Source organism: Enterovirga sp. CN4-39 (genome assembly GCF_049446235.1).
Lineage (GTDB): Bacteria > Pseudomonadota > Alphaproteobacteria > Rhizobiales > Beijerinckiaceae > Enterovirga.
This window is the reverse complement of record NZ_JBMSEF010000019.1, coordinates 67,599-92,974: the sequence shown is the minus strand read 5'-3', so window position 1 is coordinate 92,974 and position 25,376 is coordinate 67,599. Positions and strand designations below refer to the sequence as shown.

At 70.2% G+C, this 25,376-nt stretch carries 27 protein-coding genes; 15 read left to right on the top strand and 12 right to left on the bottom strand.

Annotated features, from left to right (window positions below; genetic code table 11):
• From ACO2SS_RS23815 to ACO2SS_RS23805, 3 genes are all read left to right on the top strand, one after another.
• Positions 1–972 (top strand): biotin-dependent carboxyltransferase family protein (locus tag ACO2SS_RS23815; RefSeq protein WP_423280337.1); only part of this gene is annotated, 972 nt, incomplete at its 5' end.
• Positions 973–1,058: 86 nt separating this feature from the next.
• A complete protein-coding gene (locus ACO2SS_RS23810; protein WP_423280336.1) occupies positions 1,059–1,922 on the top strand; it encodes a D-amino-acid transaminase in 864 nt (287 codons plus the stop codon).
• A gap of 105 nt (positions 1,923–2,027) precedes the next feature.
• The gene (locus ACO2SS_RS23805; RefSeq protein WP_423280335.1) at positions 2,028–2,369 is read left to right on the top strand and encodes a hypothetical protein; all 342 of its coding nucleotides are present in this window, start codon (positions 2,028–2,030) and stop codon (positions 2,367–2,369) included.
• A gap of 38 nt (positions 2,370–2,407) precedes the next feature.
• Here the strand turns inward: ACO2SS_RS23805 and ACO2SS_RS23800 are convergent, their stop codons facing one another.
• The 3 genes from ACO2SS_RS23800 to ACO2SS_RS23790 all read right to left on the bottom strand — a co-directional run bounded on the left by ACO2SS_RS23800 (position 2,408) and on the right by ACO2SS_RS23790 (position 4,247).
• Complete coding sequence (locus ACO2SS_RS23800; RefSeq protein ID WP_423280334.1) at positions 2,408–3,193, bottom strand: SDR family oxidoreductase; 786 nt, start codon at positions 3,191–3,193, stop codon at positions 2,408–2,410.
• 90 nt (positions 3,194–3,283) lie between these two features.
• Positions 3,284–3,595, bottom strand: a complete 312-nt coding sequence (locus tag ACO2SS_RS23795) for a hypothetical protein (RefSeq protein WP_423280333.1) — start codon at positions 3,593–3,595, stop codon at positions 3,284–3,286.
• Between the two features lie 73 nt (positions 3,596–3,668).
• Positions 3,669–4,247, bottom strand: a complete 579-nt coding sequence (locus ACO2SS_RS23790) for a DUF1134 domain-containing protein (protein ID WP_423280332.1) — start codon at positions 4,245–4,247, stop codon at positions 3,669–3,671.
• 118 nt (positions 4,248–4,365) lie between these two features.
• Between ACO2SS_RS23790 and ACO2SS_RS23785 the strand changes: the two genes are divergently transcribed.
• The gene (locus tag ACO2SS_RS23785; RefSeq protein WP_423280331.1) at positions 4,366–4,872 is read left to right on the top strand and encodes a YHS domain-containing (seleno)protein; all 507 of its coding nucleotides are present in this window, start codon (positions 4,366–4,368) and stop codon (positions 4,870–4,872) included.
• A 6-nt stretch (positions 4,873–4,878) separates the two neighbouring features.
• Here ACO2SS_RS23785 and ACO2SS_RS23780 read toward each other — a convergent pair whose 3' ends face one another.
• The gene (locus ACO2SS_RS23780) at positions 4,879–5,700 is read right to left on the bottom strand and encodes a 3'(2'),5'-bisphosphate nucleotidase CysQ family protein (RefSeq protein WP_423280330.1); all 822 of its coding nucleotides are present in this window, start codon (positions 5,698–5,700) and stop codon (positions 4,879–4,881) included.
• A gap of 120 nt (positions 5,701–5,820) precedes the next feature.
• On the opposite strand from ACO2SS_RS23780, the gene chpT reads away from it, so the two are divergent.
• From chpT to ACO2SS_RS23750, 6 genes are all read left to right on the top strand, one after another.
• Positions 5,821–6,471, top strand: a complete 651-nt coding sequence (gene chpT, locus ACO2SS_RS23775; RefSeq protein WP_423280329.1) for a histidine phosphotransferase ChpT — start codon at positions 5,821–5,823, stop codon at positions 6,469–6,471.
• A 99-nt stretch (positions 6,472–6,570) separates the two neighbouring features.
• Entirely contained in the window at positions 6,571–9,192 is a 2,622-nt protein-coding gene (locus tag ACO2SS_RS23770) for a hybrid sensor histidine kinase/response regulator (protein WP_423280328.1), read from the top strand.
• Complete coding sequence (locus tag ACO2SS_RS23765) at positions 9,189–9,698, top strand: chemotaxis protein CheW (protein ID WP_423280327.1); 510 nt, start codon at positions 9,189–9,191, stop codon at positions 9,696–9,698. Before ACO2SS_RS23770 ends, ACO2SS_RS23765 begins: the two co-directional genes overlap by 4 nt.
• Positions 9,695–10,060: a response regulator gene (locus tag ACO2SS_RS23760; protein WP_423280326.1), complete on the top strand. Its 366-nt coding sequence runs from the start codon at positions 9,695–9,697 to the stop codon at positions 10,058–10,060. The genes ACO2SS_RS23765 and ACO2SS_RS23760 overlap by 4 nt, the downstream gene beginning before the upstream one ends.
• Before the next feature lie 20 nt (positions 10,061–10,080).
• Positions 10,081–11,178: a protein-glutamate methylesterase/protein-glutamine glutaminase gene (locus ACO2SS_RS23755; protein WP_423280325.1), complete on the top strand. Its 1,098-nt coding sequence runs from the start codon at positions 10,081–10,083 to the stop codon at positions 11,176–11,178.
• Positions 11,175–12,020: a CheR family methyltransferase gene (locus ACO2SS_RS23750; RefSeq protein WP_423280340.1), complete on the top strand. Its 846-nt coding sequence runs from the start codon at positions 11,175–11,177 to the stop codon at positions 12,018–12,020. The genes ACO2SS_RS23755 and ACO2SS_RS23750 overlap by 4 nt, the downstream gene beginning before the upstream one ends.
• 2 nt (positions 12,021–12,022) lie before the next feature.
• Here ACO2SS_RS23750 and ACO2SS_RS23745 read toward each other — a convergent pair whose 3' ends face one another.
• From ACO2SS_RS23745 to ACO2SS_RS23730, 4 genes are all read right to left on the bottom strand, one after another.
• Positions 12,023–12,487: a tRNA (cytidine(34)-2'-O)-methyltransferase gene (locus ACO2SS_RS23745; protein WP_423280324.1), complete on the bottom strand. Its 465-nt coding sequence runs from the start codon at positions 12,485–12,487 to the stop codon at positions 12,023–12,025.
• A gap of 13 nt (positions 12,488–12,500) precedes the next feature.
• Positions 12,501–12,914 carry a hypothetical protein gene (locus tag ACO2SS_RS23740; protein WP_423280323.1) on the bottom strand — a complete coding sequence of 138 codons (414 nt, stop codon included), beginning with the start codon at positions 12,912–12,914 and terminating at the stop codon, positions 12,501–12,503.
• The gene (locus tag ACO2SS_RS23735) at positions 12,914–13,360 is read right to left on the bottom strand and encodes a DUF4112 domain-containing protein (protein WP_423280322.1); all 447 of its coding nucleotides are present in this window, start codon (positions 13,358–13,360) and stop codon (positions 12,914–12,916) included. The genes ACO2SS_RS23740 and ACO2SS_RS23735 overlap by 1 nt, the downstream gene beginning before the upstream one ends.
• A gap of 111 nt (positions 13,361–13,471) precedes the next feature.
• Positions 13,472–14,782 carry a TadE/TadG family type IV pilus assembly protein gene (locus tag ACO2SS_RS23730; RefSeq protein WP_423280321.1) on the bottom strand — a complete coding sequence of 437 codons (1,311 nt, stop codon included), beginning with the start codon at positions 14,780–14,782 and terminating at the stop codon, positions 13,472–13,474.
• A 178-nt stretch (positions 14,783–14,960) separates the two neighbouring features.
• Between ACO2SS_RS23730 and purL the strand changes: the two genes are divergently transcribed.
• Positions 14,961–17,198, top strand: a complete 2,238-nt coding sequence (gene purL / locus ACO2SS_RS23725) for a phosphoribosylformylglycinamidine synthase subunit PurL (protein WP_423280320.1) — start codon at positions 14,961–14,963, stop codon at positions 17,196–17,198.
• A gap of 17 nt (positions 17,199–17,215) precedes the next feature.
• Entirely contained in the window at positions 17,216–17,452 is a 237-nt protein-coding gene (locus ACO2SS_RS23720) for a BolA family protein (protein WP_423280319.1), read from the top strand.
• Between the two features lie 9 nt (positions 17,453–17,461).
• On the opposite strand, the gene ACO2SS_RS23715 is transcribed toward ACO2SS_RS23720, so the two are convergent.
• The 3 genes from ACO2SS_RS23715 to ACO2SS_RS23705 form a co-directional block, all read right to left on the bottom strand.
• Positions 17,462–19,039 (bottom strand): DHA2 family efflux MFS transporter permease subunit, encoded by a 1,578-nt coding sequence (locus ACO2SS_RS23715; protein WP_423280318.1) that lies wholly within the window; start codon positions 19,037–19,039, stop codon positions 17,462–17,464.
• A complete protein-coding gene (locus ACO2SS_RS23710) occupies positions 19,036–20,223 on the bottom strand; it encodes an HlyD family secretion protein (RefSeq protein WP_423280317.1) in 1,188 nt (395 codons plus the stop codon). Before ACO2SS_RS23710 ends, ACO2SS_RS23715 begins: the two co-directional genes overlap by 4 nt.
• Positions 20,224–20,369: 146 nt before the next feature.
• Positions 20,370–22,103 (bottom strand): carbamoyltransferase, encoded by a 1,734-nt coding sequence (locus tag ACO2SS_RS23705; RefSeq protein ID WP_423280316.1) that lies wholly within the window; start codon positions 22,101–22,103, stop codon positions 20,370–20,372.
• A gap of 123 nt (positions 22,104–22,226) precedes the next feature.
• Here ACO2SS_RS23705 and ACO2SS_RS23700 point away from each other — a divergent pair, with 123 nt between their 5' ends.
• Both ACO2SS_RS23700 and grxD read left to right on the top strand, forming a co-directional pair.
• Positions 22,227–22,736: a DUF29 family protein gene (locus ACO2SS_RS23700; protein WP_423280315.1), complete on the top strand. Its 510-nt coding sequence runs from the start codon at positions 22,227–22,229 to the stop codon at positions 22,734–22,736.
• Positions 22,733–23,068 (top strand): Grx4 family monothiol glutaredoxin, encoded by a 336-nt coding sequence (grxD, locus tag ACO2SS_RS23695; protein ID WP_423280314.1) that lies wholly within the window; start codon positions 22,733–22,735, stop codon positions 23,066–23,068. Before ACO2SS_RS23700 ends, grxD begins: the two co-directional genes overlap by 4 nt.
• Positions 23,069–23,077: 9 nt before the next feature.
• On the opposite strand, the gene ACO2SS_RS23690 is transcribed toward grxD, so the two are convergent.
• The gene (locus ACO2SS_RS23690) at positions 23,078–24,901 is read right to left on the bottom strand and encodes an ABC transporter transmembrane domain-containing protein (RefSeq protein ID WP_423280313.1); all 1,824 of its coding nucleotides are present in this window, start codon (positions 24,899–24,901) and stop codon (positions 23,078–23,080) included.
• 166 nt (positions 24,902–25,067) lie between these two features.
• On the opposite strand from ACO2SS_RS23690, the gene rpmE reads away from it, so the two are divergent.
• Positions 25,068–25,352 (top strand): 50S ribosomal protein L31, encoded by a 285-nt coding sequence (gene rpmE, locus ACO2SS_RS23685; RefSeq protein ID WP_423280312.1) that lies wholly within the window; start codon positions 25,068–25,070, stop codon positions 25,350–25,352.
• Positions 25,353–25,376 lie beyond the last annotated feature (24 nt).

Sequence of the window (25,376 nt, the reverse complement as noted above, 5' to 3'; positions counted from 1 at the left end):
GATGCCGGCCGGGTGGGCTGGCGGAGATTCGGCGTATCCGATTCCGGCGCCATGGACCGGCTCGCCCTCGCCCACGCGAACGTGCTCGTGGGCAACGGCCCGGGCGCAGCCGCGATCGAGTTCACGCTGATGGGCGGCACCTTCGAGGCCGCGGAAGGCCCCGTCCGGATCGCCGTGTCGGGCGCGCCGGCGAACGTGACCGTGGCTGGCCGGCCTCTCCCGTCCGGCCAATCGGCCACGCTGCAGCCCGGGGACGCCGTCACGGTCGGGCCGAGCCAGGCCGGCGTGTTCATGTACCTGGCGATCGCCGGCGGGTTCGCGGTCCCGCCCGCCCTCGGCAGCCTGTCCCTGCATCCCCGTGCCGGAATCGGCGGGCTCGGCGGCCGCCCCCTCCAGGCGGGAGACGAACTCCCCCTCCCCGGGATCGAGCCGGCCGGACCGGAACTCGCCCTCGAGCCTCCGCCGCTCCAGCCCGCCGCCCCGGTCCGGGTCGTGCTCGGGCCGCAGGCCGACCATTTCGGCGAGGAGGCGGTGGCGACCTTCCTGTCCTCGACCTACACGATCTCTCCCGAGGCCGACCGGATGGGCTACCGGCTCGCCGGCCCGGTCATCCCGCATCTGCACGGCTTCAACATCGTGTCGGACGGCATCGTGGCGGGCTCGGTCCAGGTGCCCGGATCGGGCGTGCCGATCGTCATGATGGCCGATCACCAGACGACGGGCGGCTACCCCAAGATCGCGACGGTCATCTCGCCGGACCTGCGCGTGCTCGCGCAGCGCCGGCCGGGCGAGACGGTCAGCTTCCAGGCCATCTCCATGGGCGAGGCGCATGAACTCGCGCGGGAGCGGGCGGCCCTCGTCCAGGGCCTGGCCGCCAAGGCTCGCCCCCTGAGCGGCGAGCCCGACCTGGAGACCCTGTTGGGCGCGAACCTCGCCGGCCACGCGACCGACGCGCTCGCGGCCGAGCACTGACGGGCGGCTTCGGGCTTGCGGCCGGACGCCGCTTTGGGCACCTCTCTTGCGTGGTCTCGCGCCTCCGCGCCTTCAGGAGTTTTGCAATGTCCCGCACCGTGTTCGTCGACGGGTCCTTCGTGCCTTTCGAGGATGCCAAGATCTCCGTGATGGACCGGGGCTTCCTGTTCGCGGACGGGATCTACGAGGTGGCTGCCGTCCTGAACGGTCGGCTCGTCGACAACGAGGCCCATCTGGCCCGGCTCGACCGATCGCTCGGCGAGATCCGGATCCCGAACCCCTACTCGGCCGCCGAATGGACGCGGCTGCAGGAGGAGCTCGTCCGCCGCAACAACCTGAACGAGGGCCTCGTCTACATGGAGGTCACCCGCGGCGTGGCGGAGCGCGACTTCGGCTTTCCGGTATCGGGCACCAGGCCGACCGTGGTGATGTTCACGCAGGCCAAGACCATCCGGCATGCGCCCCAGGCCGAGATCGGCATTGCCGTGGTCACGGTGCCGGACCTCCGCTGGAAACGCCGCGACATCAAGTCCGTCGGGCTCCTCGGCCAGGTCCTGGCCAAGCAGGCCGCCATCGAGGCGGGCGCCGGTGACGCCTGGATGATCGAGGACGGCTACGTGACCGAAGGTTCGTCCTCGACGGCCTTCATCATCACGGCCGACAAGCGCATCGTCACCCGCCCGCTCTCCAACTCGATCCTGCCCGGGATCACCCGGGTCGCCGTCATGAAGCTCGCCCGGGAGGCCGGGCTCACGGTCGAGGAGCGTCTCTTCACCATCGAGGAGGCACATGCGGCCGCCGAGGCCTTCATCACCAGCGCCTCGTCGATCGTGATGCCGGTCGTCCAGATCGACGGCAAGCCGCTCGGGTCGGGGAAGCCGGGGCCGCTCGCGCTGCGGCTGCGCGCCCTCTATTTCGAGCTGGCCGAGCTTCCGGCCGCCGCGGCATAGACGATCCTTCTCTGCCCGGAACCCGGCCGCCTCGCGGCCGGTTGACCCACCAACGCAATCGGTGCGCTACCGGACCTGCCGGTGCGCCCTGGCGAGGTGGATCACATGACCGCACGAGCCATCATCAGCATCGGCCTGGCGGCGGCATTCGCCGCCGGATTGGCGAATGCAGCCGCAGCCCAGACCACCGCACCGACGAACCCGGTGCAGCAGCAGCCGCGCGACCCCAACATGCCGGCGCCGCACAACACCGTGCCGGAGAAGCTCGATTCCACGGGCTCGACCAACAACCTGAGCGAGAAGCTCGACCGTACCGACGGCGTGATCAAGCCGCCGGATGTCGGCACGGGGATGACGGTCACGCCGCCCGTCCCGAATCCCGGGACGACGCCCGTCATCCCGCCGCCCGGGAGCCCGGGCGTGAACCCCCGCCTCGACCCCAAATAGCGGCGGGACAGCAGCGGGGGCGAGGATGTCAGGCGGCGTCAGACCGACTTGATGGCGCCGCCGTCCACGCGCACCAGGCTGCCGGTGACGTAGCTCGCGCGTTCGGACACGAGGAAGCACGCGACGTCGCCGAATTCCTCGACGCGGCCGTAGCGGCCGGCCGGGATCGCGGCGCGGGCATTCGCGGCGATCTCCTCGACAGTCTTCGACTGCTTCTTGGCGTTGGCGGCGTCGAGCTCGGCCGTGCGATCGGTCTCGATCCGGCCGGGCAGGATCATGTTCACGGTCACGCCGTCCGCCGCGACTTCGTTCGACATCGTCTTCGCCCAGCCCACCAGGGAGGAGCGCAGCGTGTTCGACATGACGAGGTTCGGGATCGGCTGGATCACGCCCGAGGAGGCGACGATCAGGATGCGGCCGAACTTCCGCTCGCGCATCCCCTCGATCACGAGGCCGGAGAGCTTGATGACCGGAAGGATCATCGCCTCGAACTGCGCCGTCCACTGGTCCGCCGCGACCCCGAGGGCGGTCCCGGCCGGCGGGCCGCCGGTATTGGCGACGAGGATGTCGATGGGGCCGCCGAGCACCTCCACGGCCTTCGCGTGGATGGTCTCGAGGTCCGTCTTGAGGTCGGCCGCCAGATAGGCGGCGCGTCCAGCCCCGCGCGCATTGATCGCCTCGGCGGCGGCCTTCAGCTTGTCCTCGCTGCGCGCCGTGAGGAACACGTTCGCGCCCTCGGCGGCGATCGCCTCCGCGATGCCCCGTCCGAGCCCCCGGCTCGACGACAGCACGAGCGCACGCTTGCCCTTCAGACCCAGATCCATCGCTTCCTCCGATTTGGTCAGCCCGCTTAGCGCATCATCGGCCGCGGTGGGAACCGCCCCGGCGCCGGGATCATGCGCGGGGGTTGCAGGTCAGGAGGGATCGGGCGTCGGGCCGGCCTGAGGCGGCGGCATCTCGCGCGCCAGGATCTGGTCGGCGAGTTCGTCCATGCGCCGGCGGAGCTCGGCGTTCTCGGCCGCGATGGCCGCGTCCTGCTCCTCCACGGCCCGCCTGGCGGTCTCGAGCTCGGCCGTCAGCCCATTCCTCTCGCTGCGCGCGGCAGCCAGTTCCGCCTCGATGACCTGGAGGGTCGCGCGTGCCTTCCGGAGCTTCGGAAGCAGGAAGGCGAGGGTTGCGAGGACGCCGGCCAGGAGGCCGGCCGTCAGCAGCAGGAGGTCGAACACGGGGCGGGATACCGGACGCGGAACTTCGGCGGCAATCCTGGCATCCGCGGCCGGCAGGTGCCAGCCCGCTCGCTCAGAACGGGTTCCAGGTCGGGCTATCGGTAAATTTCAGGTAGCCGACATTCACGCCGAGCCGCAGCCCGACGCCGGTCCGGATGGGCACGACGACCGTGTTGTCCGCGCGGGCGGCCGTGAGGCCGACGCCCGCCACCAGATAGGCCGAGCCGTCGATCTCGGCGAAGCGCTTGTAGAGATCCGGCACGCTGTCGAGGTTATAGACCAGCATCATCGTGCGGGCACCTTCCCCGCCCACGTCGAAGCCGAGCGTCGGGCCCTGCCAGAAGATGCGCTCGCCCGGGCCGCGGCGCCGGTAGAGGCGTCCCTCGCCGTAGCGCAGGCCGCCGAAGAAGGCGCCGGAGCCTTCCTGGCCGAGGATGTAGCCGTCCGGCTCGCCCCAGCGGCGGACCGCCTCCCGGATGGTGAGCGCGAGCCCGCGCGAGACGTTGCCGAAGAAATTGTGCCCTGAATCGAGCAGTTCGTTCGTCGAGAAGGTGTCCGGGCGTTCAGAACGGGGGCCGCGCGCGAGGGCAGGATCGGCCAGGACCATCAGGCAGAGTGCCAGGATCAATCCGGGGATAAGGCTGCGGCGCATGTCTTCTCTCCTCGGCGGCGACCGTTCGGTCGAGCGGGCCGCCTTTACGAGTCCTTGAATGGGGCTCCGGTAAGGGGAGCTTGGGTCAGGCGCCCGCGAAACTATTCCATCAACCTTAATGAAATCTGTTCCCATCCCGCCGGCGGCCCTCCTGGTGATCGCCGGGCTCCTGTCCGCCGCCGCGCAGGCGATGCCGGGCGATGCCGGGCTTCTTCCCGGCGCGATCGGGGTGACGCAGCTCCATGCGACGGATGCGAGATCCGGCCTCGCGCTCGGCGGGCGCGATCCCGTCAGCTACCAGATGGACGGGATCGCCCGGGCGGGCCATCCGGAGCACGAGACCCTGTGGGAGGGCGCAGGCTGGCGCTTCGCCAGCGCGGCGAACCGCGCCGCCTTTCTGCGCGCGCCGGACGCCTTCGCGCCGCGGATCGGCGGCCACGATGCGGTCGCGGCCGCCGAGGGCAGGCTGGTGGAGGCGGATCCGGAGATCTTCGCGGTCCGGTCGGGACGCCTGTACCTGTTCCGCACGCCAGAGGCCCGGGCGCGGTTCGAGGCCGATCCCGGCCTCGCGGCCCGCGCCGAGGCGGGCTGGGCCCGGTTGCGGGGCTCCGTCGTCAGGGGCTAGGCCGGCTCAGGCGCAGCTCTCGGGAAGCCTCAGCCGCGCCGCGACGCTGCGGTCCCCGCAGGCCGCGAAGGGGCCGTTGCGGAAGCCGCGGTCGGACCGCCCGTACCGGGGCATTCCGCCGGAAGCCTCCACCACGATCCCGCCCGCACGCTCGACCAGATGGTCGCCGGCGGCCGTGTCCCATTCCATGGTCGGCCCACAGCGCACGTAGATGTCGGCCTCCCCGGCCGCGATGAGGCAGAACTTGTAGGCCGAGGACGCGACGCGCCGCTCCGCGATCGGCAAGGCGGCGAGGCAGGCTTCCGTCGCGTCGTCGCCATGGCGGCGGCTCACCAGGGCGACGAGGCCGGATTCCGGCGCGGCGCGCGCCCTCGCGGGAGCCCATTGCCCGCAACCCTCGGACGACATGGACGCGATCCGCACGGCCGTTCCGGCCACGAATACGCGCGAGACGCTCGGGGCCGCGACCGCGGCGGCGATCGGGCGGGAGCCCGCGACCAGCGCAATGTTGACCGAGTATTCGCCGGCGCCGGTCAGGTAGTCCTTCGTCCCGTCGAGCGGATCCACCAGGAAGAACAGGTCCGAGGCAGGCGGCGCGCCGAAGCTCTCCTCGGCGATCACCGGGATGTCCGGCCAGCGCTCCGCCAGCCGCCGCAGGATCAGCTCCTCCGAGGCGAGATCGGCCCCCGTGGTGGGGGAGCCGTCATCCTTCAGCCGGCGGCCGCCCGCCCGGTCCGCCACCGCGGCCAGGAGGCATCCCGCCTCCGCCGCAATGGCGCCGAGCTGCTCGGCGGTCGCATTCGTGTCCTGTCGAGGGTCGCCACTCATCCACATATCGTGCGGGAGGGAGCGCAGCCGCTCGCCTCGGCCCGCTTTTCAAGCCGCAGGGCGGCGTTTATCCCAGGTTGGATTCGCGGCGGCAACCGCCGCTGCCCCTGGAGCCCGCTCATGGCAACGGTCACGCTCGACCCTCTCGACCTTGCAGCCCTGCTCTGCTCGCGCGTCTGTCACGACGTGATCAGCCCGGTCGGCGCCATCGTGAACGGGCTCGAGGTGCTGGAGGAGGACAACGACGCCTCCATGCAGGATTTCGCCCTCGACCTGATCCGCAAGAGCGCGGGCCAGGCCTCCGCGCGGCTGCAATTCGCCCGCCTCGCCTTCGGGGCCGCCGGCTCCGCAGGCGCGGCGATCGACCTCGGCGATGCCGAATCCGTCGCCAAGGGCATGTTCAACGACGACAAGATCTCGCTGACCTGGTCGGCGCCGCGCGTCCTCATGCCGAAGAACCAGGTGAAGCTTCTCCTGAACCTCGTCATGCTGGCCACCAACGCCATTCCGCGCGGCGGCTCCATCCATGTCGACGTGAAGGCGGGCGAGACCGAAGGGGACGTGCCGACCTTCATCCTGTCCGCCCGGGGGACGAACGCCCGCATCCCTGCCCATGCCGAAGCCCTCATCCGCGGCGAGCCGGAAAGCGGCACCGTGGACGCTCATGCGATCCAGCCCTTCTATACGGGGCTCGTCGCGCAGGCGGCCGGCATGGGCGTGAGCATGACGCTCGATGGCGACACGGTCGTGATCCGCGCCGAGAAGCCGTAGGCGCCGCCCGCGCCCCTGCCGGCGCAACGGATCGTCAACCTTCCGTGACCATGGTCGACGCTGCTCAACTTCCTGAGCGGCGTCGGGTCGCCGATCGTCATGGACGATCTTCTGCGAGAGTTCTTGGCCGAGGCCGGCGAACACCTGGACACGGTGGACGTCGAGCTCGTTCGCCTGGAGCGTGATCCCGGCGACGAGGCCATCCTCCGGAACATCTTCCGGCTCGTCCACACCATCAAGGGGACGTGCGGCTTCCTCGGCCTGCCGCGGCTCGAGGCGCTCGCCCACGCGGCCGAGACCCTGATGGGCCAGGTCCGCTCGGGCAAGCCGCTGACGAGCGATCTCGTCACCCTCATCCTGGCGACCATCGACCGGATCAAGCTCATCATCGCGGAGCTGGAGCGGCTCGGCGGCGAGCCGGTCGGCTCGGATTCGGAGCTGATCGTGGCGCTGGACCGGGCCGCGCGCGACGGCACCGGCGACGGCACGGCGATCCCACAGGACCGCCAGGAACCCGGGCTGGACCAGGTGCTGCTGCGGCCCCTGCGGTCCGACGAGGTGCCGCTCGACGTCCTGGAACAGGCCTTTCGGGATGCGCCCGGCCCCGGTGCCGAGCCGCAGGCGCCGCCTTTCCCGGTCCCTCCCGCCTCGGCGGAGCGCCGGGTCGAGCCGGACATCGAGGCCGTCCCGGCGCGCCAGCAATCGGTCCGGGTCGGGCTCGACACGCTCGAGCACCTCATGACCACGGTCTCGGAGCTCGTCCTCACCCGCAACCAGCTGCTCGAAGCCTCGCGCCGCCTCAGCCACGATGCCGCGCTGAAGATCCCGCTGCAGCGGCTCTCGCAGGTCACGGCCGAGCTGCAGGACGGGATCATGAAGACCCGGATGCAGCCGATCGGCTCGGCCTGGGCCAAGGTGCCGCGCCTGCTGCGCGACCTCGCGGCCGAGCTCGGCATCGGGATCGAGCTCGTGACCCGCGGCGCCGACACCGAGCTCGATCGCCACGTGCTCGAGGTCATGCGCGACCCGCTGATCCACATGGTGCGCAACTGCGCCGCGCATGGGATCGAGCCCCCGGCCGAGAGGCTCGCGGCCGGCAAGCCCGCCCACGGCACCATCACGCTCTCGGCCGCCCAGGAGGGCGGCGCGATCTCGATCGAGATCGCCGACGATGGCCGCGGCCTCGACATCGAGGCGATCCGCCGGCGTGCCGTCGAGACGGCGCTCCTCGCGCCCGCGGATGCCGCGCGCCTGAGCGACGCGGAGGTCGCCGACCTCATCTTCCACCCGGGCTTCTCGACCACGTCGGTGGCGAATGCGGTCTCCGGCCGTGGCGTCGGCATGGACGTGGTCCGGACGAATGTCGAGCTGATCGGCGGGAGCATCGAGATCCTGTCCGAACCGGGCCGCGGGGCGACGTTCAGGATCAAGCTGCCCCTCACGCTCGCCATCGCGGCGGCCCTGATCGTCGAGACCTCCAGCCAGCGCTTCGCGATTCCGCAAGTCGCCATCCAGGAGCTCGTCAAGGTCGGGGACGGCTCGGCGCATGTGCTGGAGCGGATCAGCGGAGCGCAGCTCCTGCGCCTGCGCGGCGGCCTCCTGCCCGTGATGGACCTCGCCTCCCTGCTCGGCCTTCCGACGCCCCGGCATGATGCAGGCGGCTACGTGGTGGTGGCCGAGAGCGGAAACCTGACATTCGGGATCCGGGTCGATGCCGTGCTCGAGACGGAGGAGATCGTCGTCAAGCCGATGTGCCGGCGGCTGAAGCATCTCCACGCCTTCGCGGGCAACACGATCCTGGGCGACGGCTCGGTCGCCCTGATCCTCGATCCCGGCGGAATCGCCCGCCAGGCCGGGGCGGAGTTCGCGCGCCCGCAGGAGGCGGCGACCGCCCCGCAGCCCGAGATCGAGGAGACCGCCGACCTCACGACGCTTCTCGTCTTCCGCGGCGGCGACGGCGCCTACAAGGCGGTGCCGCTCGGCCTCGTGGCCCGGCTGGAGGAGATCGAGGCGAGCGCGATCGAGCAGGCGGGCTCGCGCGCCCAGGTCCAGTATCGCGGCCGCCTGATGCCGCTCGTCTGCGTCGACGAGCGCACGCGGTTCCGGACCGAGGGCCTGCAGCCCGTGATCGTGCTGTCCGGCCAGGACCTGCTCCTCGGCCTCGCCGTGGAGGAGATCCTGGACGTCGTCGAGGAGCACCTGGACCTGCGGCAGGCACCCGGGCGGCCGGACCTCGTCGGCACGGCGATCGTGCGCGGCAGGGCGACGGAGATCATCGACGTCGCCGATTTCGTGCCGCGGGCGGCGGCCTGCTGGTCGGGCCAGCGCGATGCCGGCGGGGCAACGGTCCTGCTCGTCGAGCACAATGCGTTCTTCCGGGAGATGCTGATTCCCGTTCTGAAGGCCGCCGGCCATGGCGTGCGCACGGCTTCAAGCGCCGACGAGGCGCTTCGGACCCTCGTCGGGCGGCCCGTCGATGCCGTCGTGACGGATCTCGACGTTCCGGACCGGTCCGGCCTCGACTTCCTGGCCGAACTTCGCCGGCAGCCCGAGACGGCGGACATGCCGGTCATCGCAATCGCATCGCGACCGGACGGGGATCTCTCCCGCAAGGCGGCCGAGATGGGCGTGATCCGGACGGTATCGAAATTCGACCGGAGCAGCCTCCTGGCCTCGCTGTCGGGCATCGAGCGACGCGAATTCCGGGAGCTCGCCGCATGAGCGGGCTCGACGGCGCGAGCAGCGGCCTCGAACCCGAGGCGGCCCGCCTCGCCTTCGTGACGGCGACCATCGCCGGCCAGCTCTTCGGGCTCCCGATCCAGCGCGTGCACGACGTCTTCACGCTCGGCGCCTTGACGCCCGTCCCGCTCGCACCGCCCGACATCCGCGGCCTGATGAACCTGCGCGGCCGGATCGTCACGGCGATCGACCTGCGGCATCGGCTGGGCGTCGAGCCGGCCCCGATCGAGGCGGGCGGCATGGCGATCGGGCTCGACGCCGACGAGGACGGTTTCGGGCTCGTCGTCGACCAGATCGGCGAGATCGTCACCGTCGCCCCCGAGGCGGTCGCGGCCAATCCCATCCACCTCGACCCGGCCTGGGCCGAGCTCTCCCAGGGCGTCTGCCAGCTCGATGGCGATCTGCTCGTCATCCTGGACGCCGACACCATCCTCGATCCCCGGCCCGCACGGCCGCACCCATCGCGCTCACTGGAAAGCCCGCAATGAAGCACTGTCTCGTGGTCGACGATTCCGCCGTCATCCGGAAGGTCGCCTGCCGCATCATGGAAGGGCTGTCGCTCCGCACCAGCGAGGCCGAGGACGGCGAGCAGGCGCTCCTCGCCTGCCGCCGCGAGATGCCGGACATGATCCTCCTCGACTGGAACATGCCCGTCATGGACGGCTACGAGTTCCTGAAGGCGCTGAGGAAGATGCCGGGCGGGAAGGCCCCGAAGGTCGTGTTCTGCACGACCGAGAACGACGTCGCCTGCATCGCGCGCGCCATGCATGCCGGGGCGGACGAATACGTCATGAAGCCCTTCGACCGCGAGACGATGACGGCGAAGCTGCAGGAGGTCGGGGTCGTCTGAGGCGAGATTCCGCCAGCCCGATGGCCCTCCGTTCGGCCGCAGCCGCGATCGCCCCGGCCTTGCTCCGGGTGATGCTGGTCGAGGATTCGGCCGTCGTGCGGGGCGTGATGTCGCGCTGGATTGCGGCGGAGCCCGGCTTCAGCGTCGTCGGCGCGGCGGGCGACGGCCGCGAGGCGCTGGACCTCGTCGATGCACTGCGCCCCGACATCGTGCTCCTCGACCTCGAAATGCCCGTGCTCGACGGGCTCTCGGCCCTGCCGCAGCTTCTCGCCCGCCGCCCGGGCCTCTCCGTGATCGTTGTTTCCACGCTGACGCGGCGGAATGCCGGCCTGACGCTCGCCTGCATGGCGGCCGGGGCGGTCGAGTGCCTCACCAAGCCCGAGATGCGGCGCGATCCGTCGAGCCTCGCCGGGTTCCGGGACGAGCTGCTGCGCAAGCTGAGGGGGCTCGCGCCCCGCCATCTTGCCCGCCAGGCGCCGCCCCTCGCGATCCCATCGCCGCCGCCCCGGATGCGTCCGGCCGCCCTGCCGGCCATTCGGCCCCGTGCGATCGGGATCGGAGCCTCCACGGGAGGACCGACCGCGCTCGTCGAGCTCCTGCGCGATCTCGCGGCAGCGAACCGGCTGGTCCCGATCCTCGTCGTGCAGCACATGCCGGAGCTCTTCACGGCCGTCTTCGCCGACCAGCTCCGCGCGAAGACGGGCCTCGCCATCGCGGAAGGGCGCGACGGCGAGCCGCTGCGGCCCGGGCGCATCTACATCGCCCCGGGCGGCCGCCACATGGGGATCGCATCCCCGGACGGAACGCCGGCGATCCGCCTGGACGGCGGGCCGCCCGTGAATCATTGCCGCCCGGCCGTGGACGTCCTCTTCGCCGATCTCGCTCGGATCTACGGCCCGGCCTCGCTCGGCATCGTGCTGACCGGGATGGGCCACGACGGCACCGACGGGGCGGAGGCCCTCGGCCGCGCGGCCGCACGGGTCTTCGTTCAGGACGAGGCGACGAGCGTCATCTGGGGCATGCCCGGGAGCATCGCCCGGGCGGGCCTCGCCACGCAGGTCCTGCCGCTGGATCGCCTCGGGAAGGCCGTGTCCGAAGCCCTGGGGCTTCCATGCTGAGCGAGGCCGATTTCGCCTTCCTGCGTCGCTTCCTGAAAGGGCGCTCCGGCCTCGATCTCGGGGCGGAGAAACGCTACCTCGCAGAAAGCCGCCTGGGCCCCGTCTGGCGCGATGCGGGGCTGTCGTCCCTCGCCGAACTGATCGCGCGCCTGCGCACCGCCGAGGAGCGGGATCTCGCCGACGCGACCGTCTTCGCGATGGCGACGCACGAGACGATGTTCTTCCGCGACCGGCAGCCCTTCGAGGACCTTCGCACGACGATCCTCCCCCGCCTGCTCGAAGCGCGTGCGGACAGGCGGCGCCTGCGCATCTGGTCGGCGGCGGCCTCGACCGGCCAGGAGGCCTATTCGGTCGCCATGATCCTGCGGGAGATGGGCGCGGCGCTCGATGGCTGGACGGTGGAGATCCTGGGCACCGACATATCCCCGGCCGCGATCGAGCGGGCGCGCGCCGGGAGCTATTCGAGCTTCGAGGTGCAGCGCGGGCTTCCGGTGCGCTGCCTGCTCGCCCATTTCAGCCCCGACGGGCTCGCCTGGACGATCTCGCCGGAACTGCGGGAGGCGGTCCAGTTCCGCGTCCTGAACCTCCTGGGCTTCTTCGGGCATCTCGGCCGGTTCGACCTGATCCTCTGCCGGAACCTCGCCATCTATCTCGACGGGCCCACCAAGACCTCGCTGTTCGAGCGGCTGGCGGGCGCGCTCCTGCCCGGCGGGCTGCTCTGCCTCGGCGGGACCGAGACGATCCTCGGCTACACGCGTGCGCTCGAGCCCGACCCGAACCACCGCGGCTTCTTCGTCCTGCCCGGCACGGGGCGGACGGCCTCGGTCGCCCGGCAGGCGTGAGGTCAGCCCGCGCGGCCCGGAAACCCGGTCTGACGCAGGGCCTCGCCGAGAATCATGGCGGCCGATACCGCCACGTTGAGTGACCGCAGCCCCGCCCGCATCGGGATCGTAATGCCGGCATCGACGGCGGCGTGCACCGCATCCGGCACGCCTGCGGATTCCCGCCCGACCATGACGATGTCCGTCGGCCGATAGGCCAGCGCCGTGTAGGGCACGGCCGCGCGCGTCGTGGCCAGGATCAGCCGCGCGCCCGCGGCGCGGCGCGCCTCGTCGAAGGCCGCGAAGGACACGTGCCGGGTGAGTTCGAGCGCGTCGAGGTAGTCGAGCCCGGCGCGCCGGAGATTTCGGTCCGAGGCGTCGAAGCCGGCCGGCTCGATCAGGTCGACGGCGACGCCGAGGCACGCGGCGGTCCGCATCATGGTGCCGGCATTCTGCGGAATGTCCGGTTGGTAGAGCGCCAGCCGCATCGCGCGGTCCAGGTCAGGCGCGCGGGCCGATCCGCGGTGCCGGACCGGGCCGCCCGGCCTCGGGGTCACGGACCGTGTAGTCGTTCGGCCCGAGATCGATCACGCCGTCGCGCCGCGGTGGCGGCGGCGCGCTCTGGTACGGCCCCGCCTGGATGGTCGAGGAGGCCAGGCGATCGAACAGCCACGGCACGGCCAGGATGGCGAGCGAGACGAGACCCCAGATCACCAGGATCGCAGAGGTCGAGAAGCCGCGCAGCCAGCTGAAGACGTTGAACAGCCACTCCACGGTTCCAGGGTCGGCCGAGAACACGTCGGCGTTGCGCATGAAGGCGCCGCCGATCAGTTCCACGAGGCCGTAGGCGGCGAAGGCGAAGATCGACCAGAAGAAGACCCCGACCCAACCTGCCGCCCAAAGTAGGCGCCTCATCAACCTCTCCGCACCACCGTGTATTCGGCGTCGATCACGCCATCCGCGCCCGGGCGCCGCCGCTCCTGCTCGAGGTGATCGCGCAGGATCTTCAGGTTGCGGCGGTTGGACTTGTAGAACACGTCCAGGAAGTCGCCCACAACCGGGATGACGCCGATCGTCGTGTCGACCGCGACATTGCCCATCATGCGGGCGACCTTCCACCGGGGCAGCCCGAGCCGCCGCGCCTCCCAGACGATGTAGCTGGAGATCAGGGCGGAGGCGAGGTCGCCGATGCCCGGCACGAGGCCGATCACGGAATCGAGCCCGAGTCTCAATCGCGTACCCGGGACCGTGATGGCGCTGTCCATCAGGGTCGCGAGCGCATCCAGCCGGGCGAGCGTCTCGGCCCGGGTCGGCCCGGTCGCCTTGATCGCCTCGAACATCGCCGTGTGGGTGACCGCCATCTCCTCCTCCAGGGACGCCATGCGCCCGCACGGGAAATGTGGCCCCTGCTCAGCTCCACACAAGAAGGCCCGCCCCGCAAAGCGGAACGGGCCTTCCCGCGCGGTGCAACCTCAATGCGTCAGGCGCGTCCCGGAGATGGCGTCGAAGATCAGGCCGAAGACCTGGGACAGCTGGCCGGAATTCTGGACGTCGAAATAGTTGCCCGCCTGGGACGCGCAGCTCTTCAGCATGGTCTCGTTCCCCTTGAGGAGCTTGATCGTGAAGACCTCCACGCCGGCATCCTTCGCGGTCGAGCAGGCGGACAGCGTCTTGGAATCCATGGCGGCGACCATCTTGGTCCTCTTCGAGCCGCCTTCCCAATCGGCGTTCTCGAACTCGCCGTCGATGTGGCTCGCCGTGTTGTCGCCGTCCGTGAGGACGATCATGTACTTCTTGACGCCCCTGGTGCCGGCCTGGGCGCCTTCCGTGAAGGGCTCGGACCGCGACAGGGTGGCGGCACCCCAGATCGCGCCGAGCGCGATGTTGGTGTAGCCCCGCGGCTGCATCCCGTTCACGACGCCGACCAGCTGCGAATAGTCCGAATAGCTGTTGAGGGGTGTCAGGGCCCGGATCGGCTGGAGGTCCGTGCGCATGTAGCTCGCGAAGCGGCTGTCCGTCTTGTACTGCGTCTCCTTCTGGGCCGGGAACAGGCTGTTGCCGGAGGACGGAGGCGCATCCGAGGTCGCGAAGCTGCCGTAGCGGTCGACGACGTAGCCGGTCCAGGCCGGCTTGTCCTTCTTCTCGTTGCTCCAGCGGAACCAGGGCTTGTAGCGGTTCGTGTTGGCGTCGAGCCGGACCTCGGTGTCGAAGGGCACGATGGAGACCTTCACCGAATCCGGCTGGGTGGCGAGGGTGCGCAGGTTGTCCAGCAGGCCCTTCGCGGCCGACTTGAGCTCGTCCATCTTCCGCTTGCCGCCGATGCTGTCGTTCATCGACCAGGTGTTGTCGAGGACGAGCGCGACCTCGACCTTCTCCGTGCCGGTGCCCCAGACGGCCTCGGACCGGGCGCTGACCGGCACCGTCCTGATGCCCAGCACCTTCATGATCGACGTATCCATCGTGGCGGCCGTGGCGACCTTCACGGTGTTGCCGACGCGGGTGACGGAGACGGAGTCGAGCCGCGTCGCAGGCCCGCCCCGGAGGGTGGCGGCCAGGTACTGCTCGCCCTTCTGCTGGATCTCGCGGGCCGAAAGCGTCGCGGGCTCCCGCACGATGGCGAGGGCCGTCGCGTCGACCGCGCGCTGCATCTGGGTGTGGTAGTTCGCGGCCTGGCTGTAATCGACCGCCGCCCCGACCGCTCCCATGAGCGGGAGCGCAGCGAGACCGAACAGCATCGCGGTCGCACCGCGCTGATCCGCCTTGAAACGCCGAAGCACCTGCATCTGCCGCCTCCCGGGCCGTTTTCCGCCTGCGGGCCGGTAAGAGCGATGCGCGTGCCAGCCGATTCCGTGCCGTTTCGGCACAGATCCGGCATCGTGCCAGTTCGGGCCGCGCGGGAGGGCGCGTTGCCAGCCGGAGCTCTAGGCCTTAAGCGGCCGGGGAAAGGTCAGACGGAACTCCATGGCGGCCAAGACTGTGCGGATCACGCCCGAACTCGTTCGCGAGCACGGGCTGACCGAGGACGAGTACAAGCGATTCTGCGGCCTGATCGGGCGCGAGCCGACGATCGTCGAGCTCGGCATCGTGTCGGCGATGTGGAACGAGCACTGCTCGTACAAGTCGTCGCGCATGCATCTGCGCACGCTGCCGACCTCGGCCCCCTGGGTGATCCAGGGGCCGGGCGAGAATGCCGGCGTCATCGACATCGGGGACGGTCAGGCCTGCGTCTTCAAGATGGAGAGCCACAACCACCCGTCCTTCATCGAGCCCTACCAGGGCGCGGCGACGGGCGTGGGCGGCATCCTGCGCGACGTCTTCACCATGGGGGCGCGGCCGATCGCGGCCCTGAACGCGCTCCGCTTCGGCTCACCGGACAACCCGCGCACGCGCCATCTGGTGGCGGGCGTCGTGGCCGGCATCGGCGGCTACGGCAATTCCTTCGGCGTGCCGACCGTGGGCGGCTCGGTCGGCTTCCACTCCCGCTATGACGGCAACATCCTGGTCAACGCGATGGCGGTCGGCCTCGCGAAGACCGACGCGATCTTCTACGCGGCCGCGACGGGCGTCGGGAACCCGATCGTCTATCTCGGCTCTAAGACGGGGCGCGACGGCATCCACGGCGCCACGATGGCGTCCGCGGCCTTCGACGAATCCTCGGAAGAGAAGCGCCCGACCGTCCAGGTCGGCGATCCCTTTGCGGAAAAGCTGCTTCTCGAAGCCTGTCTCGAATTGATGCAGTCGGGATCCGTCATCGCGATCCAGGACATGGGCGCGGCGGGCCTCACCTGCTCGGCGGTCGAGATGGGCGCCAAGGGGAATCTGGGCGTCGAGCTCGACCTTGACGCCGTGCCGACCCGCGAGGCCGGCATGACGGCCTACGAGATGATGCTGTCGGAGAGCCAGGAGCGCATGCTCATGGTGCTCAAGCCCGGGATGGAGGAGGTCGCCGAGGGGATCTTCCGCAAGTGGGGCCTCGATTTCGCGATCATCGGGCAGACCACCGACACGCTGCGCTTCGTCGTGAAGCATGGCGGCGAGACGGTGGCGGACCTGCCGATCAAGGAACTCGGCGACGAGGCGCCGGTCTATGACCGCCCTCATCTCGCCAACACCTACCAGCCCGCGATCGCGCCCGAGAGCGTCGAGCCGCCCGTCTCGAATGCCGAGGCGCTGCGTCGGCTCATCGGCTCGCCCGACCTCTGCTCCAAGCGCTGGGTCTGGGAGCAGTATGACAGCCTGATCCTCGGCAACACCGTGGACGGCCCCGGCGGCGACGCCGCGCTCGTCCGGGTCGAGGACGGGCCGAAGGGCCTCGCGCTCACCACGGACGTGACGCCGCGCTATTGCGACGCGGATCCGGTCGAGGGCGGCCGGCAGGCCGTGGCGGAGGCCTGGCGCAACATCACGGCGGTCGGCGGGCTGCCGCTCGCGCTGACCGACAACCTGAACTTCGGCAATCCGGAGCGGCCCGAATATATGGGCCAGCTGGTCGGCTGCATCCGGGGCATCGGCGAGGCCGCGCGCGCGCTCGACTTCCCGATCGTGTCCGGGAACGTCTCCCTCTACAACGAGACCAACGGGACGGGCATCCTGCCGACCCCGACGATCGGCGGCGTGGGTGTCGTCGACGACGTGTCCGTCCGGGCCTCCATTCCCTTCAAGCGCGCCGGCGAGGCCGTGCTGCTGCTGGGGAGCACGGAGGGCTGGCTCGGGCAGTCGGTCTATCTGCGCGACATCTGCGGCCGCGAAGAGGGCGCCCCGCCGCCCGTCGACCTCGCGGCGGAGCGGAAGGTCGGCGATTTCGTTCGCGGCCTGATCCGGGCCGGACGGACCGACACGGTCCACGACCTCTCGGATGGCGGGCTCGCGGTGGCGCTGGCCGAGATGGCGATCGGCCTCGGGATCGGCATCGCCGTCCAGCCGAGGGACCTGCCCTCGACGCTGCCGGCCCATGCCTTCTTCTTCGGCGAGGACCAGGCCCGCTACCTCGTCACGCTCTCGACCGCCGAGCTTCACCAGGTCCGGCAGGAGGCGCATGGCCTCGGCATCCCGACCTGGTATCTCGGCACGACCGGCGGCGACGTGGTCTCGCTCGGCGACGAAGAGCAGATCGCGGTCGCGGACCTGAAGAGCGCACACGAATCCTGGCTGCCCACCTACATGGCCGGGCCCGCGCCCGAGCTCGAGATGGCGGCCTGACCCGGAGGACATGACCCATGGCCATGGATGCGGCCGAGATCGAGCGGATGATCAAGGAGGCGCTGCCCGACGCCGTGGTCGAGATCAAGGATCTGGCCGGCGACGGCGACCATTACGCGGCGAGCGTCACCTCCGCGGCCTTCCGCGGCAAGAGCCGGGTGCAGCAGCACCAGATGGTCTACGGGGCGCTGCAGGGCCGCATGGGCGGCGTCCTCCACGCTCTCGCCCTGACGACGAGCGCGCCGGCGGAATAAGGCTCGGCGTCAGCGTCCCCCCGCCGGGCTGCCGCCGACCGACGAGCGGAGCAGGAAGGCGAGCGGCACCATGGCGAGCGACATCAGGGCCAGCACGAAGAAGACGTCGATATAGCTCAGGAAGGCGGCCTGGAGCTGCACTTCCTTCGCGATCCAGGCGAAGGCCTGCGCCTTGGCCTCGGCGATGGAGCCGGCGTGCGAGAAGTACTCCGTCACCTGGCGGAGAGCCTCCTGGTATTGCGGGTTCGACGGGACGGCGTTCTCCACGAGCCGGCTCTGGTGGAATTGCTGCCGATCCGCGAGCACGTTCTGGGCGATGGCGACCCCGATGGAGCCGCCCGTGTTCCGGGCGACGTTGATCATCGCGGAGGCCTGGTCGGTCTTCTCGGGCGGGATGCCGTCGTATGACGCGCTGGTGATCGCCAGGAAGATCATCGGCAGGCCGACCCCGAGATAAACGCGCTGCCAGACGAACCAGTCGAAATCCAGCCCCCCATAGATCTTCGTCAGGTTGTACATGGCCCCCGCGACGATGAGCGCGCCGCCCGCGATCAGGTACTTGCCGGGCACGTAGCGGCTGATCCGCGCGATGACGGCCATCATGACGGCCGTCACGAGGCCGCCCGGCGAGAGCGCGAGGCCGGCCAGCATGGCCGTGTAGCCGTAATAATCCTGGAGGAGCTGCGGCATGAACTGGGTGGTGGCCATCAGGACCCCGCCCGTCGCCAGCATGATGACGAAGCAGGAGCCGAACTGGCGGGTCCCCAGCATGCGCATGTCGATCAGCGGCTTCTCGCGGCTCAGCTCCCACGGGATGGAGAGCACGAGGCAGGCCGCCGAAAGGGTTGCGAAGACGCGGATGAAGTCGGACGCGAACCAGGCCTTGCGCTGCCCCTCCGCCAGGCAGACCTGGAGGCACGCGAGAAAGCCGGCGACGAGGATGAACCCGATCCAGTCGAACCCGATGCCCTTCCGCCAGTGCTCCGCCCGCTGCCGCACCGCCTCCGGAGTTTCCTTCAGCAGAACCCAGATCAGCACGAAGCAGAGGATTCCGACCGGTCCGTTGATGAAGAAGCACCAGTGCCAGGAGAGCGAGTCGGTGAGCCACCCGCCCAGCGTCGGCCCGACGACCGGGGCGACCACCACCGCCACGCCGTAGAGGGCGAAGCCCTGGGCGCGCTTCTCCGGCGGGAAGGTCACGGCCAGGATCGACAGCGCGACCGGCGTCATGCCGCCGCCCGCCAGTCCCTGCACGATGCGGAAGAACAGGAGCGAGTTGAGGCTCCAGGACAGGCCGGACAGGATGGACGAGACGGTGAAGATCGCCACGCAGGTCAGGAAGAAGAGCCGGCGCCCGATCGCCTGCGAGATCCAGCTCGACGCACACAGGACGATCGCATTGGCCACGAGATACGACGTGACCACCCAGGACGCCTCGTCCGGTCCGACCGCGAGCCCTCCCGCGATGTAGCGCAGCGACACGTTCACGATCGTCGAATCGAGCACCTCCATGAAGGTCGCGATGGAGATGGCGACCGTGACGAGCCAGGGATTGCTGACCTGCAGAGCCTGCGGCTCGGAGCTCACCGGACCCGAACCCAGGGGACGACGGACATGCCCGGCCCGATCGTGACGTCCTGCGGCAGGTCGTCGAAGACGAGCTTCACGGGGACGCGCTGGACCACCTTGACGTAGTTGCCCGTCGCATTCTGGGCCGGGAGCAGGCTGAAGGCGGTTCCGGACCCGGGCTGGATCGACTGGACATGACCGTGGAAAGTCCGGCCCGGATAGGCGTCGATGGTCATCTCCGCCTTCTGGCCCGGGCGGATGAGGTCCAGCTGCGTCTCCTTGAAGTTCGCCGTGACCCACATGTCGTCCGGAACGAACATGGAGAGGGACTGCCCGGCCTGGGCGAGCTCTCCCTTCGCGGCGGTCAGGCGCGCGATGCGGCCGGCCTGCTGGGCGGTGACGTTCGTGTAGGCGAGGTTCAGCTTGGCTTGGTCGAGCTCCGCGCGGGCTTCCGCGAGGCTCGCCTCGGCCCGCTTGCGCTGCGCCTCGATCACGGCGACCTGCGTGGCGGCCGCGTTCAGGGCCGCCTGGGACCCCGCGAGGGTCGCCTGCGCCCGGATCAGCGTGGAGGCGGTCTGCTGGGCCCGTTCCACGGTGCCGACCCCGCGCCGGAGCAGATCCTGAGCGCGCTCGTTCTCGTCGCGCGCATAGGAGACCGCCGCGTCGCTCTGCTTCACCTGCGCCTGCGCTTCCCGGACCTGGCTTTCCTGCTCCTTGATCTGAGCGACCGCAGACTGGATCGCCGCCTCCGCGGACTGGATGTCGGCTTCGGCCTTGCTGACTCCCACCTTGAAGTCACGCTCGTCGATCCGGACGATCGGGGCACCCGCCGCGACGTGCTGGTTGTCCTGGACGTACACCTCGGCGATGTAGCCGGAGACTTTCGGCGCGACGGAGAACGAGCGCGCCGCGATGAAGGCGTCGTTCGTCGTCTCGAACTGACGCGCCTCCAGGTACCAGAGGCCGCCGCCCACGATGGCTGCCAGCAGGGCGAGGGCGCCGATCGCCACCCCGATCGGGTGCCGCCGCATGAAGCCGCGCGCCCGCTTCCCGGTGGATGTCTCGGCGGCCGCCTGGCCCGGCGCGCCCGATTTATCGTCCTTCGACCCGCCGGATCCTTCGAGACGCTGCTGCGGGGCTGGCCCGGGCGCAACCGGGGAAAGCCCCTGGTCTGCGGAGGCTGCCGCCCTCGCCGGGGTCATGCCCTCCGAGGCAGGATCTTCGATCGGCCCCGGCCTGGACGAGGACGAGAGATCGTTGGATCTCAGCATGGCGGGCCCAGCAGCGGAACATCCTGGCAACCGCGGGCTGCGGGCGGCTGTTCCTGGCGGGCCGGGCTTGGTGCGCTTTAGGTCTTTGTCAGGAGCCAGTCTTCCACGACGATGGCGTCGAGCCCGGTCGTGTAGAACATCAGGATCGCGTCCTCGGCCGTGTGCAGGATCGGCTTGCCCATCACGTTGAAGCTCGTGTTGAGCAGGATCGGCACCCCGCTGCGCTCCGCGAAGGCGCGGATCAGCGCCGCGTAGCGCGGGTTGCGCTCGGCCGTGACCGATTGCAGCCGGCCCGTCCCGTCCTCGTGCACGACGGCCGGCACCCGGGCGCGGACGTCCTCGCGCCAGACCAGCGTCCGCTCCATGTACGGGCTGTCCTGGTAATCCTCGAACCAGGCGGGCCCATGCTCGGCCAGGATTGAGGGCGCGAAGGGCCGGAAGGCCTCGCGATACTTTACCTTGGCGTTAAGGAGCTCCTTCGCGTCCGCCGGACGGGGATCGGCCAGGATGGAGCGGTTGCCGAGGGCGCGCGGACCGAACTCGGCGCGGCCCTGGACCCAGCCGACCAGCTTGCCGTCCGCCAGGATGTCGGCGGCCGCCTCCGTCACACCCTCGTGCCCAAGACGGCGGAGGCGCGGCTCCCAGGCCGTCATGCGCTCCAGCGGCTCCGTCGAGACGGTCGAGCCGAGATAGGGCGTCGCGGGACCTGGCGGGGCGCGCCAGGCCGGATCGTCCTGCGCCAGCGCGAGCCAGGCGGCCCCGATGGCATTGCCGTCATCGGCCGGCGCGGAGGGGACGTGCAGGTGGCCGAAGCCGTACCGGCCGGCGATCTTGCCGTTGAAGGAGGAATTCAGCGCGCACCCGCCCGCGAGGACGAGGTTCTGCGAGCCGGAGAGCGCCCGCGCCTCGGCCAGATAGGCGGCCATCATTTCCTCGAACGCGTCCTGGCCGCAGCGTGCGAGGTCTGCCCAGCCTTCTGTCGTCGCCTCAGGCGGGCGGCGGCCCAGGATCTCTGCCGCGACCGCCCGGATCGTGTCCGCATCCGCGAAGGTCAGCCGCTCGCCCTCGACGCGATAGAGCCGCCGCAGGAGCGCCATGAGGTCCGGGTCGCGCCGCCCATAGGGCGCCAGACCCATGATCTTCCATTCCTCGCCGGCCGCCTGGTCGAAACCCGCGAGATCCGTCACGAGCCCGAAGAAGAAGCCCACGGAGCCGCGGCCGCGATGGCGCTTCAGCTCGCGCAGCCGTCCGCCCTCATGGGCGAAGAGCGCCGCGGCGCCGGTCTCGCCCATGCCGTCCACGACGAGGCAGGCCGCCTCCTCGAACGGGCTCGTGCCGCAGGCATAGGCGGCATGGCTGAGATGGTGGCCGTAGCGGCGCAGCTCCGCGAAGCGGCGCCCGCCTCCGGCGCGATCGAGGCCGAGCAGCGTTCCGAGCCCGGCCCGGCGCTGCTGCAGGTGAAGCGAGGCGACCAGCGCCCGCTCGGAGCGCTCCGGCACGAAGGAGCGGTTCAGCTCCGGGGACAGCGCCGCGAGCGTCGCGAGGTCGAACGCGCCCGTCCGGGCCGAACCGTCGAGGAAGGCGGAAAAATCCTCGCCCCAGGAGGTCGCGACGACGACCTCCGCTCCGTCCGGCACCCAGCGCCGGAGCAGGGCACCCATGCGGGGCGCGAGGTCAGGCTCGCAATTCGGGGCGCGCTTGTATTGAAGGAAACGCTCGGCCGCTTCCGCGAACAGGACCTCGCCGTCCGGGGCCACAATGGCGATGGCCGGGTCATGGAAGGTGGTGGCGAGCCCGATATAGTAGCGCAAGACTGGTCCTTGTTGGCCGGTGCGGCTTAGCAATCCTGTCCGCCGCTGTCAGCCGATGTCGGCTTTCTCGGCTGACGCCTTGTGCTGGTCCGGATCCTGCCCGACATTCACCGGCGTAGCGCCATGACCGATACCTCGCTCTACGAGACCGACATCGTCGCCTGGGCGGACCGCCAGGTCGAGGAACTGCGTCGCCTGGCCGAGGCCGGCATCACCAACAGCGTCGACTGGGCCAACGTGATCGAGGAGATCGAAAGCGTGGGGCGGAGCGAATGGGGCGGCGTGCGGTCGCAACTGGTTCATGCGCTCGCACACATCATCAAGGGCGTCTGCGACCCGGACTCGCTGTCTAGCGAGGCGTGGGGCGGAGAAGTGAAGGTCGCCCTGGCCGAAGCCCGAGAGGATTACCGACGCTCCATGCGGCCGCACCTCGAGATGGACACGATCTGGCGCCGAGCCTTCGCCAGGGCAACGGCCGCATTGGAGGTTCACCACGTATCCGTTCCGCCGCGGATCCCCGCAACGAGCCCGTTCACGCTCGAGGAGGTCCTCGACCCCTCCTTTGATTACGAGCGCGGACGCCGTAGATTACGTGCCATCATCCTGGCACGAGACTCCGGAGATACACTTTGACCGACGCACACAGCCAGATCGACACCGAGGTGAAGTCGAACGACGTCGTCCTCTTCATGAAGGGCACGCCGCAATTCCCGCAATGCGGGTTCTCGGGCCAGGTCGTGCAGATCCTGAACTACCTCGGCGTCCCCTATAAGGGCGTCAACGTGCTCGAGGATCCCGCGCTCCGCGACGGCATCAAGGCCTATTCCAACTGGCCGACCATCCCGCAGCTCTACGTCAAGGGCGAGTTCGTCGGCGGCTGCGACATCACGCGCGAGATGTTCCAGGCCGGTGAGCTGCAGCAGCTCTTCACCGAGAAGGGCATCGCGGCGAAGAGCGCCGCGTAAGCACTCTCCCTACTCGGCCGCTTCGCTGCGGAGCGGCTCCGCGTCGAATTGCAGGGCGGCCAGCCTCGCATAGAGGCCGCCTTGCCGCACGAGCTGCTCGTGCGAGCCCTGCTCGACGATCCGTCCCGCCTCCATCACCAGGATGCGGTCCGCGCTGCGCACGGTCGCGAGCCGGTGCGCGATGACCAGCGTCGTGCGGTCGCGCATCAGCCTGTCGAGCGCCTCCTGCACGGCGCGCTCGCTCTCCGCGTCCAGCGCCGACGTCGCCTCGTCCAGCAGCAGGATCGGCGCATCCTTCAGGATGGCGCGCGCGATCGCGATGCGCTGGCGCTGGCCGCCCGACAGGGTCACCCCGCGCTCGCCGATCTGCGTCTCGTAGCCCTGCGGCATCGCCTCGATGAAGCCCGCCGCGGAGGCGAGGCCCGCGGCCCGCCGCACCTCGGCCTCGCTCGCCTCGGGGCGGCCGTAGCGGATGTTCTCGGCAACGGTGCCCATGAAGATCACCGGGTCCTGCGGCACGAGCGCGATGCGGCGCCTGAGCTCCGCGGGATCGATCTCGCGCAGGTCGTGCCCGTCGATGAGCACGCGCCCGGCCTGCGGGTCGTAGAAGCGCAGCAGCAGCTGGAACACCGTCGACTTGCCGCCGCCGGACGGGCCGACCAGCGCCACGCGCTCGCCCGCCCCGACCCGCAGCGTCACGCCCTGGAGCGACTGCGTGTCGCGCGTCGGGTAGGAGAAATGCACGTCTTCGAGGGCGATCGTGCCGGCATCGCGATCCGACATCGGAACGGGCGAGGCGGGCGCCGCGATGGCGGGCTTGGAGGCCAGGATCTCGCCGAGGCGCTCCGCCGCTCCGGCGGCGGCCGAGAGCTCGCCATAGACCTCGGAGAGCTGGCCGAGCGCGCTTGCCGCGAAGACCGCGTAGAGCACGAATTGCGACAGCCGGCCCGACGTCATGCGGCCGGCCAGCACGTCCTGCGCGCCCCACCAGAGGATTCCGACGATGGAGGCCGAGATCAGGAAGATGACGGCGCCCGTGAGCCAGGCCCGGGCGGCGCTCGAGGCTCGGGCGGCGTCATAGGCCTCCTCGGCCGCGTTCGCGAAGCGCTGCGCCGTGGCGCGCTCCATGCCGAAGGCCTGCATGGTCCTGACCGCCCCGACGGCCTCGGCCGCATAGGCCGAGGCATCCGCCAGACGGTCCTGCGCGGCCCGGGAGCGGCGCTGCACCGCCCGGCCGGAGAAGACGAGGGGCAGGACCACCAGGGGAATGGCCGCGATCACCAGACCCGAGAGCTTCGGGCTCGTGATCACCATCATGCCGAGCGCGCCGACGAAGAGCAGGCTGTTGCGCAGCGCCATCGAGACCGAGACCCCGAAGGCCGATTTCACCTGCGTGGCGTCGGCCGTCAGCCGGGAGACGATCTCGCCGGATTTCGACCGGTCGAAGAAGGCGGGGTCGAGCTCCGTCAGGTGGCGGAACACGGCGGCCCGGAGATCGGCCACGATGCGCTCGCCGAGCGTGACGACCGTGTAGAACCGGGCCGCGCTCGCCAGCGCGATGGTGGCCACCACGGCGATCATGACGCCGAAATAGGCGTCGATCAGGCCGCCATTCTGGTCGGAGAAGCCGTTGTCGATCACGCGGCGCGCCGCGACGGGCAGCGCCAGCGTCGCGGCCGAGGCGACCGTCAGGGCGATCAGCGCGGCCGCGATCCGGCCCTTGTAGCGCAGGGCGAATGGGATCAGCGGCTTCAGCGATCGCAGGGATGGGCGCGGGCCCGCGCTCTCCTCCGAGGACGGCCTGCCCCGCCTCGATCTTCTCATGCCCGCCATGCCAACCCGATCACAATGCAAAAACCCGCCGCCGCCGCGATGCGGCGTCGCTTGTTTAGAATGCCTCTCTGGGTTATAGCGCGCCGATCCGAGACATGAATATGGTCGGTTGTCGCCGCGGGCTGGTCACGCGGGCGCTCCGGCGCTGCACCGAGGAGCCTTTGAGATGGCCGAGAACGCCGCCCAGAACAATTCGAAGTCCGTCAAGGTCGAGAAGCGCGACAAGGGCCCGACGGTCCATCCCGATTATCACTTCATCCGCGTCGTGATGACGAACGGGACGGAGTTCCAGACCCGCTCGACGATGGGCAAGGCCGGCGACACGCTGAACCTCGACATCGACCCGAACACGCACCCGGCCTGGACGGGCGGCACGCAGCAGCTGATGGACCGCGGCGGTCGCCTGTCGCGCTTCAACTCGCGCTTCGGCAATCTCGGCCTGAAGAAGTAAGTCCCGGCCGCGCCGCGCGGCCGC